Source organism: Paenibacillus chibensis (genome assembly GCF_004001045.1).
In the GTDB taxonomy this organism is placed as follows: Bacteria; Bacillota; Bacilli; order Paenibacillales; family Paenibacillaceae; genus Paenibacillus_AQ; species Paenibacillus_AQ chibensis.
On record NZ_BIMK01000007.1, the window covers coordinates 426,576 to 440,406 of the forward strand.

The 13,831-nt window shown below is 53.0% G+C and carries 11 protein-coding genes; all 11 read right to left on the reverse strand.

Annotated elements, in window-relative coordinates; genetic code table 11:
* Positions 1 to 105: 105 nt before the first annotated feature.
* Positions 106 to 279, reverse strand: a complete 174-nt coding sequence (locus PCH05_RS28005) for a Mor transcription activator family protein (protein WP_307719518.1) — start codon at positions 277 to 279, stop codon at positions 106 to 108.
* Between the two features lie 507 nt (positions 280 to 786).
* Positions 787 to 2,952 (reverse strand): HelD family protein, encoded by a 2,166-nt coding sequence (locus PCH05_RS08425; RefSeq protein WP_127601912.1) that lies wholly within the window; start codon positions 2,950 to 2,952, stop codon positions 787 to 789.
* Between the two features lie 277 nt (positions 2,953 to 3,229).
* Positions 3,230 to 4,777 carry an ABC-F family ATP-binding cassette domain-containing protein gene (locus tag PCH05_RS08430; protein WP_127601913.1) on the reverse strand — a complete coding sequence of 516 codons (1,548 nt, stop codon included), beginning with the start codon at positions 4,775 to 4,777 and terminating at the stop codon, positions 3,230 to 3,232.
* 370 nt (positions 4,778 to 5,147) lie between these two features.
* The gene (locus PCH05_RS08435) at positions 5,148 to 5,558 is read right to left on the reverse strand and encodes a hypothetical protein (protein WP_127601914.1); all 411 of its coding nucleotides are present in this window, start codon (positions 5,556 to 5,558) and stop codon (positions 5,148 to 5,150) included.
* Between the two features lie 34 nt (positions 5,559 to 5,592).
* A complete protein-coding gene (locus PCH05_RS08440; RefSeq protein WP_127601915.1) occupies positions 5,593 to 6,552 on the reverse strand; it encodes a 3'-5' exoribonuclease YhaM family protein in 960 nt (319 codons plus the stop codon).
* A gap of 124 nt (positions 6,553 to 6,676) precedes the next feature.
* Complete coding sequence (locus PCH05_RS08445) at positions 6,677 to 7,975, reverse strand: NCS2 family permease (protein ID WP_127601916.1); 1,299 nt, start codon at positions 7,973 to 7,975, stop codon at positions 6,677 to 6,679.
* 149 nt (positions 7,976 to 8,124) lie between these two features.
* Positions 8,125 to 8,880: a tRNA threonylcarbamoyladenosine dehydratase gene (locus PCH05_RS08450; RefSeq protein WP_127601917.1), complete on the reverse strand. Its 756-nt coding sequence runs from the start codon at positions 8,878 to 8,880 to the stop codon at positions 8,125 to 8,127.
* Positions 8,881 to 8,904: 24 nt separating this feature from the next.
* Positions 8,905 to 10,689, reverse strand: a complete 1,785-nt coding sequence (gene aspS / locus PCH05_RS08455; protein WP_127601918.1) for an aspartate--tRNA ligase — start codon at positions 10,687 to 10,689, stop codon at positions 8,905 to 8,907.
* A gap of 35 nt (positions 10,690 to 10,724) precedes the next feature.
* A complete protein-coding gene (hisS, locus tag PCH05_RS08460; RefSeq protein WP_127601919.1) occupies positions 10,725 to 11,978 on the reverse strand; it encodes a histidine--tRNA ligase in 1,254 nt (417 codons plus the stop codon).
* A 632-nt stretch (positions 11,979 to 12,610) separates the two neighbouring features.
* Positions 12,611 to 13,090 (reverse strand): hypothetical protein, encoded by a 480-nt coding sequence (locus tag PCH05_RS08465; RefSeq protein WP_127601920.1) that lies wholly within the window; start codon positions 13,088 to 13,090, stop codon positions 12,611 to 12,613.
* A gap of 91 nt (positions 13,091 to 13,181) precedes the next feature.
* Positions 13,182 to 13,688: a type 1 glutamine amidotransferase domain-containing protein gene (locus PCH05_RS08470; protein WP_127601921.1), complete on the reverse strand. Its 507-nt coding sequence runs from the start codon at positions 13,686 to 13,688 to the stop codon at positions 13,182 to 13,184.
* Between the last annotated feature and the right edge of the window lie 143 nt (positions 13,689 to 13,831).

The window sequence follows — 13,831 nt, forward strand, 5'->3', positions numbered from 1 at the left end:
ATACCCATGCCCGAAGCAGCGTGATGTATATTGAAAATATCTGCTCAAAAAAAAACAGCCGCTCCCAATTGAACGGCTACCCTTGGTTTCTATTTAGTTGAATCCTTAACGTTGTACCGACACCTTTTGTCCAAGCAGCTTGGCTTCATGCTCCGCCCGCTTTTTGAAAATCACCTTCCGGATGCTGTCCACGGATAAGTGATAGGTTTTCGTTAAATGCTCCACCGTATGACCGCTGCAGTGAAGGCTGTAAATCTCTTCGTTTCTGCGCTCGATCATCTGTCTGGTGCCGCTGTTGACTCCCCAACCGACACGCTCATTGCTTTTTTTGGGAATTTAAATCAGCTCGCCCTCAATATGCTTCTGAAGCTCCTTCAGCAAACTAGGGGGTAGCACATCCCTCCCGTTTCTGTAATTCACGATAAACGTCCTCCTTCAGATAATTGTTCCGATCTGCGTTTTTAGCGTTGAACATTTTATCGTTCCCTCCCTTCGGTTATGTACAATGTATTTTTAAAAGGTAATTAGGGAGGCCTATGCCGGCCTCCCTGCACTTTGCGATTCCCGCTTTACGCGGAAACCACCTCGTAATTTGTGATCAAAATTGCATCAGCTCCTTTCTTTCGAAAAGTTGTCGGCCGTCCGACATCTTTATTAACTCATATTCGGAGCTGATCTTCAAGCGAAAGAACAAGTATAGACGTTCTTTACCCAACTTAATCGGATCCATTACATCATCTGGACGTCCACTTGTCCGGTTGGAATCCACCGCTTTGATCGAATCCTTTACCAGCCCGTCACCGCGATATCTTCATGCATATTTTGCAGATATTCCGGCAGCGGACCGTCATGCATCAGCCACAGCTCATGCAGCGCACGCGTGCAGCCTACGTACATGAGCTTGGCATCCCAGGCCGATGCGCCGTAATGGATCGGATCGGCATCCGCTACGATGACCGCATCGAATTCCAGCCCCTTGGACAGATATACCGGCAGGACGGAAAGCCCTCCTTCGTAAGCTTGTTTCCCTCCGTCGATCAAGTGAAGCTCCGGCACGTCCGGCAGCAGCTGCTCGTACAGCGCCTTCGCTTCCTTGAGCGTCCGGGTCAAAATCGCGACCGTGCGGTACTCACCGGAGGACAGCTTCCGCATTCCCTCACGCAGGGAATCGAGCCTCGTTTCGGCGGCATCTCCGTATGGAATCATGCGGACCGGGCTGCCGCTGCGGAATACGGGCACGGCGAGCAGATCGCTGTTTACGCCCTTTTCCAAAATACGGTTTGCGAATTCGATGATCTCCATCGTCGACCGGTAACTGCGCGTCAGCGCGAAATAGGCCGTTTCTTCATCCGCGAACAACGAGCTCATCTCTTCCCAGCAGTGAACGCCGCGGTACGCATGAATGCCCTGTGAAAGATCGCCGAGAATCGTAAAAGAATGGCCTTTGACGAAAAGATCCAGTACGGCTACCTGAAACGGTGAGAAATCCTGCGCTTCATCAATGACGATGTGGTCAAAGCGCTGGTCTCCCGAAATATCATTCAGCAAATACTGCATGTAAATCAGCGCCGGCAGATCCTCTTCGCGGATGATGTCCTTTTTCAGATCCTTTTGCGTCGATTTCAGCACGCTCTCCGGAATCTGTGCCAATAGCTCCTCCGGCCAGCCGGCCTGCAGCTTCACGGCCTTGAACATCTGCTTGTAGAGCACCAGCGGCTCATACTTGGGCCACTTGGAGGCATAGGATTTTTCGCGCTGGGCCGCTTTTTTCTTCCGGTCCTTCAGCGCAGCTGCCGACGGGGACTTTTTCAGCTCCATTTCGACCCAGCGGTGAATTCTCGCCATGACCCGCTCTTTGCGTTTGGCCAAAGGATACGGCTTATACTCATCATTGAACCAATGGAGAATCGTACTGCGTTTAAGGACGGCCCCTTCCCACGGCATAAAGTCCGCTTCCGGCACCGAGGCGTCCTCCATGGATGCCAGGCACTCCCGGATCATGTTCATGAACAAGATCGAGCCTTTAAAGCGCCCTGGAACCTCATCGTTCACTTCCGGCATGCCTCCGTCCGACTCGAACCAGTAATCCAGCGTCTCCGATGCGTCCGCGAGCGGAAGCTCGATGTCCAGCAGCTTCAAAGCCCAATCCGCAAACGTGCTCTGCTGGATATCCCCTACGCCAAGCTCGGGCAGGACATCCGAAATATAATCAAGGAACATATGGTTCGGCGCGAAGATGATCATTTTCTCGGCCGTGACCTGCTCCTTGTACTGATACAGCAAGTAGGCAAGCCGGTGAAGGGCGACCGTCGTCTTCCCGCTTCCCGCTACCCCTTGAATGATCAGCGCCGTGTTTTTCGCCGCACGGATAATTTTATCTTGCTCCGCCTGAATGGTGGACACGATATCGCGCAGCTTGTTATCCTTGTTTTCGCCAAGCCGGTACACCAGAAATTCATCCGATACCGCCGGTTGATCGCTGCTACGATCGTAGGTGTCGGATACCCGTTCCAAAATCTGTTTCCGGATGACGAGGTTGCGTTTCAAATACACCAAACCTTCGATCGTTCCTTCAGGCGCTTCATACGCTGCAGGATCATCCCCGCCCGTAAAGGAGTAAAAGACGCTTGCGATCGGCGCCCGCCAATCGATGACCATCGGCTGATCCCCGACTTCCGCCTGATCGACGCCGATTTTCCCGATGTACAGCGGCTTCGGCTCCCCATCTCCGTTTCCTTGAAAATCAAGGCGTCCGAAATAAGGCGCGGTCAAGCTTTTGGCAAGCGACTGCCGTTTCTCCTCCCGTCCGGCCTCCAGAACCTGCTCGGTAAAGTCATGTCCCGTGTAGATTTCAATGCCGCGGAGCCGCTCCAGCTGTCTGTCAATCTCAGAAATGGTTTCATTTAGCCTTCGCTCTTCCTCTTGATAGGCACTTTGAAAAGTCTGTTCCAATTTCAGTTACCTCCTAAAAGTATTTCCGTAAGCCGATAAGGCTTCGGGTGAACAGGCAAACGGCGTCCGCGAACAAGATGCTTCGTGAAACGCCGTCCCTGCCGTTCATTCCCAGGTAAGCGAAAAGCTTAGTCGTAAGGCTGTAAGCCCGCTTAGAAAGGATTTTCAGTATATCACACTGAAGGCGCATTCACCATAGGACCGCTCCAAATGCCGGAAAAGAAGACGCCCGGAGCCGGACATCTTCTTTTCCCGAAACTGTGCACATCAGCGCATCTTACCTTTTACCTGAACGCCAATGCCCCACCGTCCATACATCGGTAACCCAATCCTCATAAAAGGCAGGCTCGTGGGAAACCAGCAGCACCGTGCCATTGAACTCCTCAAGCCCTTTCCTCAGGGCTTCCTTCGCCCTGGCATCCAGATGGTTCGTCGGTTCGTCCAGCACGAGCAGATGACTTGGCGTCAGCATCAGCTCCGCCAGCCGTACTTTTGCCTGCTCCCCGCCGCTGAGCGTGCGGATCGGCTTGCGGATATGCTCGGCCGTAAGGCCGGACATCGCGAGCACCTTCCGGATCTCCTTTTGCGTCAAATCCGGGCGCAGCGCCCACACCTTTTCCATTGGCGTTTCCTCGGGAGCGGAATCCTCCTGGCGGTAATAAGCCGCTTTTATCCGCTCCGGAGTGATCAATTCGCCTCCCAGCGGCTTGATCTGGCCGAGCAGCGTATTCACCAGTGTCGATTTGCCGGCGCCGTTCTCGCCGGCAATCGCGATTTTATCGCCTTTGCGCACCTTTAAGGAAACGGGCTTGAACAGCGGCTTGTCATAGCCAACCTTCAGTTCTTTCGTTTCGAACACGGCCAGACCTGCCGTGGTTCCGGGAGTAGCAAACATAAACCGCGGCGGCGGACCGTCCGAAGGCTTCTCCACCCGTTCAATCCGGCTCAGCATTTTCTCACGGCTTTTCGCCTGCTTCGCTTTGCGGATCCGGTTTTTATCGATAAAAGCCTCCAGCTTCTCGATTTCCTTGCTCTGCTTTTCGTAAGCAGCCTGCTGCTGCGACTGGCCTAAAGCCAGCTCTTTTTTGAAATGCTCGTAATTCCCGACATAACGCTTGATATTTTGATGGGCCAAGTGAAAAATGACCGTCGTGATATCGTTCAGGAAATGCTCGTCATGCGAGACAACGATATAGGCGTGCTTGTAGCGTTTGAGATATCCGGTCAGCCATTCAATATGCACCTGATCCAAATAGTTGGTCGGTTCATCCAGCAGCAGAACCTGAGGCTCTTCGAGCAGCAGCTTCGAAAGCAGCAGCTTCGTCTTCTGTCCGCCGCTCAAAAGGCTGACGTCCTTTTCGAGCCCGATGTCTGCAAGACCCAGACCGAACGCGATCTCCTCCACTTTGGAAGAGATTTGATAAAAGTCGTGATGCTCCAAAGCAGCCTGCAGCTCACCGTACTTTCGCAGCAGGGCATCCAGCTGATCTCCCGCGTCCGCCAGCCGTCCGGCGATATCGCCCATCTCCCGCTCCATGTCGAAGAGCTGCGCGAATGCCCGCTCCAAATACTGCCTGATCGTGGTTCCCGCCTGCAGCTCAATATGCTGCTCCAGGAATCCGGCCTGAACCTGCGGAGCCCATTCGATTTTGCCTGCATCGGGCAGCAGGCTGCCGGTCAGCAGTCGAAACAATGTGGATTTGCCTGCGCCATTAACGCCGACGAGTCCGGCATGCTCACCAGGCAGCAGGCGGAAATTCATATGCTGGAACGTGATCTGGTCGCCGTACATATGCGTCAGATCCGTAACGTTTAAAATACTCATGATCTTTTCTCTCCTTTAGGTTTCAGCTCGTGCATTGTGTACAAGTGAAAGCCATCCGGAGAAACAGAGGCTATGAAGATTGTAAATTTATTTTCTACTCTTTCTTTTGTTCCATTATTTTTGGGCATAAAAAAATGGGTAAGGCGAATTCACCTTACCCATTGTCCCTATATGGCAGAGTAAGAAAGGATTCGGATCATATCAACTGTTCTCGAGATGGCTTAAAATGGGCAGACTTCTCCCGTTTTAATGCAAATCTCTTCTTAGAACAGTCGATAATATTTCCATTCCCTTTCCACCTCATATCGTTCATTTAATCAGACAAACCAGCTGCTTCAACAGGGCCGGTTCATTCTGCATTACGAAGGAATTATAAAGGAGATAATGCTTGGCTGTCAACATCTTCGACGATGACAAGCTGATTCAGACGATAATATCCGGAGGGCGTCCACCCTTCTGCTGACCGCGCAAACCGGTCGAAGCTGCAAAAAGCCGATCTGCCGCCGGACACGAGATAGCGGATCCTTCCGGTTCCATACTCCGGATGCCGCTTATGCCTGACCCTCATTCCCGGACTCCACCCGGGCACTTCGGCAGGCATCGGAAACCCGACGTTTGATTCCATCTCCCTCATGGCGGCTGCCGCCTGCTCAAGCTGCTCGCTCAGCTGCGGAAAAGCAGCCATGCTGCTTGCGTGCAGCCCCGGCCCGCTTGCATGCCGTCCGCCGATTCTGGAGAACCGGGAAATCTTTTGCGGAGCGTTAGCCTGATTCTCTCTCACCGTTATGTCCGCTCCTATGACGTTATTCGTGTCGTTATTCTCCTTTGGCGCGATAGAACGCCTTGTTCTCCAGCGCCCGGACCGGCGTAGTCCAATTCTCTGTCGTCGGCATCATGGAAATCGCGTCCTCCGCTGCCTGAAGCTTGGCATCCATCTGATCGATCAAATGCAGTGCAAGCGCTTCGGGGATTTGCGGTTGGACGACGCTGCCCCATTCCGGCAAATTATGATGCGCCAAAATCATATGCTGGAGCAGCACGATTTTTTCCGAGTTCACGTCCATGCCATTCGTCATCGCCGCTTCCGTAACCCATCCTGCCGCAAGGGGAATATGCCCGATCAGCTTGCCCGTAAAGCTGTATTCGCTGACGATTCCGAGCTCTGCCGTCAGTTCTTCCGTCTTGGCAATATCATGCAGGATGATGCCGGCGACGAGCAGGTCCCTGTTGAGAAAAGGACGCTGCTTGCAAACAAATTCGGCCAGCTCTAACATCCGCACCATATGGTAGGCAAGACCCGCATAGAAAGCATGGTGCATCCCTTTTGCTGCAGGGTAATGCATCAATTTATCGCCCACCTTGTCAAAGCAGTGCTCGATAATCAACTGCAGCTCGAGATCATCGATGCTGGAAGCGGCATTCTTAATGGTGAATACGAGATCATTGGGCGGCACAGGAGCCGCGCGGACGAATTCCGTGATATTGTAACCGTCCTCGTCGGTAGCCGGACGGATTTTGTTGACTTTGAATTGCAGGCGGTCCCGGTACAGCTGCACCACACCGCGGACCTTCACCAGCATCGGCGCGAAAAAGGTTTCCTTGTCCGTACTGGAAGCATCCCAGTATTTAGCCGAAATTTCCCCGCTGGTATCTGCGAGAATGATATCGAGATAATCCTTGGGCGGCGTGGAATTCGTTTGCTTAACCATGGCGGATTTTAAAAGATAGTACCCTGTAACATCCTGACCTTCCGTGAATGATTGTATGAGTGTCATGTCATTCCTCCTCCCCAAATCTTGTGAGCACTCTTGTAATGAAGCATCTGTCTTCCTCATTTAAAAAATCGGACCGTCTCGCGATGAGCAAGCAGCCCCGAATTTCGCTTAGCCAGGGGCCGTACTACAACAAAGCATGCAGCACAAAGTTGGCCACGAATAACGCCGCGATGCCATACAGCACGGGAGAGACCTCTCTGCCTTTTCCCCGAGCGAGCTTCACGATCGGATACGCGATGAATCCGAAAGCCATGCCATCCACAATACTGTATGTGAAAGGAATCATGACCATGATTAGAAATGCCGGAAAAGCTTCCGTCAAATCTCCAAAGTCCATTTCCTTTACATTCTGTACCATCAATCCACCGATGACAATCAGGATCGGCGCAATGGCACTGTCCGGGATATAAGCGAGCAGCGGGATGAAAAAGAATGTCGCGCCGAATAACACGGCCGATACCAGCGAAGACAAACCGGTGCGTCCGCCTGCCGCTATGCCGGCTGTCGTCTCTGCCGCAGCCACGACCGGACTGCTGCCGAAAATGCCTGCAAAAATATTGGTCAGCGACAACGCTCTTAAGCTGCCTTTGAAATTTTCCGGGCGTCCGATCATCCGGGTTTGCGCGGCAATCAGGCCGATATTTTCAAACACGACGATGAGCAGCAGTAGAAACACGGCAATCCAGAACACCAGGCTGCCGAACCCCGACCAGGATAAATGCCCGAATATCGTTCCGTATTGCTTGAAAATAGGGCCGGATTCCATCTGCTTTGCAGGCTTGACGGCACCCAGCAGGTAAGCGAGCCCAGTACCCGCCAGGATACTGATCAGCAGGCCGCCCTGCACGCCGCGTATAAACAGGATCAGCGCAAGCAGCAGCGTAATGCAGGCTACGATGACCGATGGATCACTGAAATGGCCGATCGTGACAAAGGTCGTCTGATGAGCGATCACGATTTCACTCTTTTGCAATCCGATAAAGGTCAGGAACAGACCGATGCCCACGGTGATGCCATGCTGCAGATTTTGCGGGATCGCCTCACTGATAATCCGGTACAGCGACGTGAACGTCACGATCGTAAACAATACGCCGGTGACGGCCACGACCATCAGCGCTTCCTGCCAGCCAAGCTTCATGGAATGCACCAGCGTGTAGGTGAAGAACGCGTTGATGCCCATGCCCGGAACGACCACGATCGGTGACTTGCCGCCGAAAGCCATCAGCAAGCAGCCAGCAATCGAAGTCAAAATGGTGCCAATCATCGCTGCCTTCAGCGGCATGCCCGCATCATGCAGGATGTTGGCATTGACCATGACGATATACACAACGGAAAAATAAGATACCGCTCCGGCAATGAGCTCCTTTTTCCAATTGTCTCCCGGCCGCAGGCCGAGACTTTTTTGCCAAAAACCTGCCTTCAAAAAAATCCTCCTCTTTCCTATTACCCCAATAGGTCACAAACGCTTTAAATCATACCACGAGGCCGAAACAAAAAGGCGTGATCGCCGTTATATACGGCCATTCACGCCATATGATTGTACCACATTTTAGCATCGGTCAGCGCAGTTCTTTAAACTTCGATTCCGGCTTTCTTCAGCAGATCCTTCACGGCCACGCTGACCATGATCAGCCCTGCCACCGGTGGAACGAAAGCATTGCTCGCCGGGGGCTGCTTCGCTTTGCGGATGGCCGGCGCGTTTTCGGGCACGATTTTCTCCGTCACGTCCACGCGCGGCTTCATCGGCTCCTCGGTCGAGAATACGACCTTTACGCCTTTTTTGATGCCGTCTTTACGAAGCTTCGTCCGAATGACACGGGCAATCGGATCGACCGTCGTTTTGGAAATATCCGCAACCTGGAAACGGCTCGGATCCATTTTGTTCGCCGCACCCATGCTGGAAATGATCGGAATTTTCCGTTTAAGGCATTCTTTGATCAGATGGATTTTGTAAGAGACGGTATCGGACGCATCCAGCACATAGTCCAGATCAAATTTAAAGAGCTCTTCATAGGTTTCTTCGGTATAAAACATGTTCAGAGCGATCGCTTCGCACTCGGGATTGATCAGCTTGATCCGCTCGACCATCAGATCGGCTTTTTTCTGGCCGACCGTGGTCGTGAGCGCATGGATCTGCCGGTTAATATTCGTGATATCGACGACATCCTTGTCGATCAGGATCAGCTTGCCAACGCCCGTGCGGGCGAGGGCCTCCACCGCAATGGAGCCCACACCGCCAATACCGAGCACAGCCACGGTGCTGTTTTTCATCGCTTCCAGACCTTCAGGCCCTATGGCTAGTTCTGTACGGGAAAATTGGTTGAGCATAGTGTATGGAGGCCTCCCTTTATTTTAGACATTCACTTTTTTGTCTTCAGGCTTTTTCGCGAGCTTGATATGAAGCTGTTCAAGCTGCGAAGCATCGACCGGAGACGGAGCGTCCATCAGCAGATCGGTCGCGCTGGCCGTTTTCGGGAACGCAATCGTCTCGCGCAGGTTGGTGCGTCCGGCCAGCAGCATGACCAGTCGATCCAGTCCGAATGCGATGCCGCCATGCGGAGGCGTGCCGTATTCGAACGCGTCGAGCAGGTGACCGAATTTGTCTTTCGCTTCCTCTGGCGACAAGCCAAGGGCTGCGAACATTTTCTCCTGCATATCGCGTTTGTAGATCCGCATGGAGCCGCCGCCTACTTCATAGCCGTTCAGCACGATGTCGTAAGCCTGAGCCAGAATTTGACTCGGATCCGTATCGAACAGATGCTGGTCTTCATCGCGTGGACGGGTGAACGGATGGTGCAGAGCAACGTAACGTTTCTCTTCCTCATCCCACTCGAGCAGCGGGAAGTCGACAACCCAGGCAAATTTGAACTCGTTTTCGTTGATCAGGCCCAGTTGTTTGCCGATTTTCAGGCGCAGGGCGCCGAGCACGTCAGCCACGACCTTTTTGTTGTCGGCGGAGAAGAGCAGCAGGTCGCCTTCTTCGGCACCGGTGCGTTCTCTCAGGGCTTCGATCTCTTCAGGCGCAAAGAACTTCACGATCGGCCCCTTGAATTCGCCTTCCTTCACTTGGATCCAGGCCAATCCCTTGGCGCCGTAGCGGGCCGCGAATGGACCAAGGTCGTCGATTTCCTTGCGGCTCCATGTGCCGCAGCCTTTGGCGTTCAGCACTTTGACCTCTCCGCCTTTTTCGATGACGGAAGCAAACACTTTGACGCCGCTTTCTGCGACCAGGTCGCTGACTTGAATCAGTTCCAGACCGAAACGAAGGTCCGGTTTATCGGAGCCGTATTTGTCCATGGCATCCGCGTAGGTTAAACGTTGGAACGGCAGCGGAATGTCTACGTTAACCGTTTCTTTGAACAGGCGGGCAACCAGCTTCTCCATCATGCCGAGCAGCTCGTCCTGGCTCAGGAAGGACGTTTCGATGTCGACTTGCGTAAATTCCGGCTGACGGTCTGCGCGAAGGTCCTCGTCCCGGAAACAGCGGGCGATTTGGAAATAACGTTCAAGGCCGCCAACCATCAGCAGCTGTTTGTACTGCTGCGGGGATTGCGGCAAAGCGAAGAACTCGCCGTCATGCACCCGGCTTGGCACGAGATAATCGCGCGCGCCTTCCGGAGAGCTTTTCGTCAGAATCGGCGTCTCCACTTCGATGAAGCCTTCGCCGTCGAGGAAGTCGCGGAACACTTTAGACGCCTTGGAACGAAGCAGAAGGGTCTTCTGCATTTCCGGGCGGCGCAGGTCCAGGTAACGGTATTTCAGGCGGAGCGATTCGTCCACTTCCACGCCGTCTTCGATGAAAAATGGTGGCGTCTTCGCCGCGTTCAGCACTTCGATTTCGGTAATTTGCACTTCGATTTGACCGGTCGGCAGATTCGGATTGATCGTTTCCGCGTCGCGCTTGACGACTTTACCGGTAACCGCCAGCACGTATTCGCTGCGCACCTTGTCGGCAATCGCCAGCGCGTCGCCGGAGTAAGCAGGGTTAAATACGATTTGCACGATACCGCTGCGGTCGCGGAGGTCAATAAAGAGCACGCCCCCAAGGTCGCGGCGGGTCTGTACCCAGCCGTTCAGTGTTACAGTTTCTCCAATATGACTTGTCGTCAGGCTTCCGCATTGATGAGTCCTATGCATGTTTCTCATACCCCTTTTCTATAGTGGATGCCTAATTAGGCGAGTTCCTTTAATTTGGCCGTTAACTCATTCAGCTTCACGGTGTGCTGCTCGCCTGTCCCCATGACTTTCAAGGCGATTTCGCCGCGCTCCAGCTCGTCGTCGCCGAGAATCGCGGTGACCTTCGCGTTGAAACGGTCCGCCGACTTCATCTGGGCTTTCATTTTTCTTCCCAAATAATCGCGTTCGCCCGACAATCCCTCTTTGCGTACGAGGTAGAGCTGTTTCGTAATTTCCCGGTCGGCCGCTTCGCCCAGTGCCACAAAATACACGTCGAGCGGCTTGACCGCATTCAGCTCGATTTCCTGCTTCTCCAGGATGAGCAGGATTCGCTCTAGGCCCAGCCCGAGCCCGATTCCCGGCTGCTCAGGTCCGCCGATTTCGCTGACCAGGCCGTTGTATCGGCCGCCGCCGCCAATCGTATCGATCGCGCCGATCCCTTGCGCTTTATATTCAAAGGCCGTGTGCGTGTAATAATCGAGGCCGCGCACGAGGCGATGATTCACGACGTAATCCACGTCCATATCAGTCAAGTACTGCTTCACCTGCTCGAAATGATTCGTGCATTCCTCATCCAGACTGTCCAGGATCGAAGGCGCATTCGTAAATTTGTCCTGATCGACCTTGCAGTCGAGGACGCGCATCGGATTGCGGTCGATCCGGGATTGGCAGTCCTTGCACAGACTGTCCTTCATCGGCAGCAAAAATGCCAGAAGCTTCTCACGGTATGCCGCGCGACTTGCGGGATTGCCGACGGAGTTGATCTCCACCTTAACGCCCTGAAGCCCCAGCTCCTTGCAGAATTGATAGCCAAGCGATACCACTTCGGCATCGATGGCCGGATCGACGGCGCCGAACGCCTCGATACCAAACTGGTGGAACTGGCGGTAACGCCCAGCCTGCGGTCTCTCATAACGGAACATCGGACCGATGTAGTATAGCTTGCTCACATCCGGCTCCCCGTACAGCTTATTCTCCACGTAAGAGCGGACCACGCCCGCCGTTCCTTCCGGGCGAAGGGTCATGCTGCGGTCGCCCTTATCCTTGAACGAATACATTTCCTTTTCGACGATATCCGTCGTTTCGCCGACACCGCGCTCGAACAACTCGGTTTGTTCAAACATCGGCGTGCGAATTTCCCGGTAATTAAAACGCCGGCACAAGTCTCTGGCTTTTTCCTCGACGAACTGCCACTTCTCAACCACACCCGGCAGAAAATCCTGGGTACCTGTCGGTTTCTGGTAAGCCATGGTTCTACCCCCATTCAAATTGTTCTTCTTCTCTATGCCTAACATCGCTTATCAAAGCATGGGCTTGGAAAATCAGGATATGCAAAAAATCCCCCGCCCTGCTGCTTCAACAAGCAAACAGGGACGAGGGATTGACCATTCAATCACCCGTGGTGCCACCCACATTCCGGATACGCAAGGCTGACTGCCCCAGCATCCGCTTCATATACGATTAACGCCCGTCTACGCGCAGTACGTCTACTCACGATTCATGCTCCCGCTTTCGCCGCCTGTTCTCGGGGAAGTCATTCATCCGGTCATCCATAGAATCCTTCCAGCCTAAGGGATTCCTCTCTGCATGGTGGGGCGCGAACTACTTGGTCCCGTCATCGAATCAAATTTAGATTATTTTTAGATTGTAATGAACCGCTGCACTAAAGTCAAGGGGGACACAAAAGAAAAACCTACAATCCGTATTGTAGGTCCAAAAGGTTATATATTAAAAAAGGGGGTCATGCTGTTATTATAAACAGGCTATATTAAGGGATGATGAAACTAATATTACAGTTATATTACAAACAAGAAAGCGCTTTTCTAAAGCTGGAATAAACAGCTCCCCCATTGCCCTGAAGGCTTTCGGGGAGCTGTGCGGATTAATCAAATATTTCCACATAACCGCCATGGCTGCGCAGATGGTTTACAACCTCCGGATAATCCTCATCCCTTACCTTGCAGGAAAGGACGTATTCCAGATCGCGGTAATCTTCCGGATCGGCACTGGCGTCGGCCACACCCAGAAGCGGCTCGTCACCGTTCCTATCGCGGCGCGTTACGCGCTCCTCAGGCGGCGTATCCTCGCTTTGGCCATAGATGTCATTCTCCTCGTTGACGACCGGAACGGCCGGAGCTGTATAAGCGATACCCGGCACGCCGCCCGCTCCCATCGCGCCGCCCGTATTCATGTTGCCCACCATATTGACCGGAGCAATGGGCAGCAGGATATGCCGGTTTCCGTTCAGAGCCGTCCCCAGACGGCTCACTTCCATATGCTCGGTATGCGTACCGATCAATTTGGTTTTTGCACTTTCCGCGTCATCCTCTGTCTTGAAGTAAGCTTGAATTTGCTTCGTCATGATCATTACCTCCTCAAATTTAGGATCCAGACCATCCCTTGCATCATAATGAATCATAGGCTCAGCTTCAAAGCACTCCTCATGTGATGGGTTACAGCACTTTAAGCAGTTCCCGGACAAAGGCCGGTTCGTCTTTGGGAGTCCGTGAAGTAATGTAATTGCCGTCCACGACAACCTCTTCATCCTTGAATTCCGCGCCCGCATTCACCATATCGTCCTGAAGGGGCGGGTAAGAAGTAATGGTGCGGCCCTTCAGCAGATCGGCGCTTGCCAGGATTTGCGGACCGTGGCATATCGCCGCGACCGGCTTTTTCGAACGGTTCATTTCATTGACGAAATTCAGTATGTCAGGATCCAGACGCAGATTCTCCGGAGAAGAACCGCCGGGAATCACGACTGCATCGTAATCGGCAGGGTTAACCTCCGAAATGGATTTGTCTGCCCTGTAAACCGCTTCACCGTTTTTGCCCTTCAATGTTTCGCCCTTCTGGAGGCCGATAATATCTGTCTCATGACCTGCTTTATTCACTTCGTCATAGGGTACCTTCATTTCCGAATCTTCAAATGCGTTTGCCAGTAAAAAAGCAACTTTACTCATGGTTTCCGGATCTCCTTTCAGGTTGTTTGTCCACGCTTTGTTATTACCCTAAACCCTAAGCTTTATAACAGGTTCGCGGGATACTTCGCCTCTGCACCGGAAAATCCGAACATAAGAAAAACGTCTATCGACGTACCTTCAAA

Coding starts and splice junctions, on each gene's coding strand:
- PCH05_RS08450 (WP_127601917.1), bottom strand. CDS start 8,880: ATGCTCAACCAATTTTCCCGTACAGAACTAGCCATAGGGCCTGAAGGT.
- PCH05_RS28005 (WP_307719518.1), bottom strand. CDS start 279: ATGATCGAGCGCAGAAACGAAGAGATTTACAGCCTTCACTGCAGCGGT.
- PCH05_RS08440 (WP_127601915.1), bottom strand. CDS start 6,552: ATGACACTCATACAATCATTCACGGAAGGTCAGGATGTTACAGGGTAC.
- PCH05_RS08470 (WP_127601921.1), bottom strand. CDS start 13,688: ATGAGTAAAGTTGCTTTTTTACTGGCAAACGCATTTGAAGATTCGGAA.
- PCH05_RS08430 (WP_127601913.1), bottom strand. CDS start 4,777: ATGAGTATTTTAAACGTTACGGATCTGACGCATATGTACGGCGACCAG.
- aspS (WP_127601918.1), bottom strand. CDS start 10,689: ATGCATAGGACTCATCAATGCGGAAGCCTGACGACAAGTCATATTGGA.
- hisS (WP_127601919.1), bottom strand. CDS start 11,978: ATGGCTTACCAGAAACCGACAGGTACCCAGGATTTTCTGCCGGGTGTG.
- PCH05_RS08465 (WP_127601920.1), bottom strand. CDS start 13,090: ATGACGAAGCAAATTCAAGCTTACTTCAAGACAGAGGATGACGCGGAA.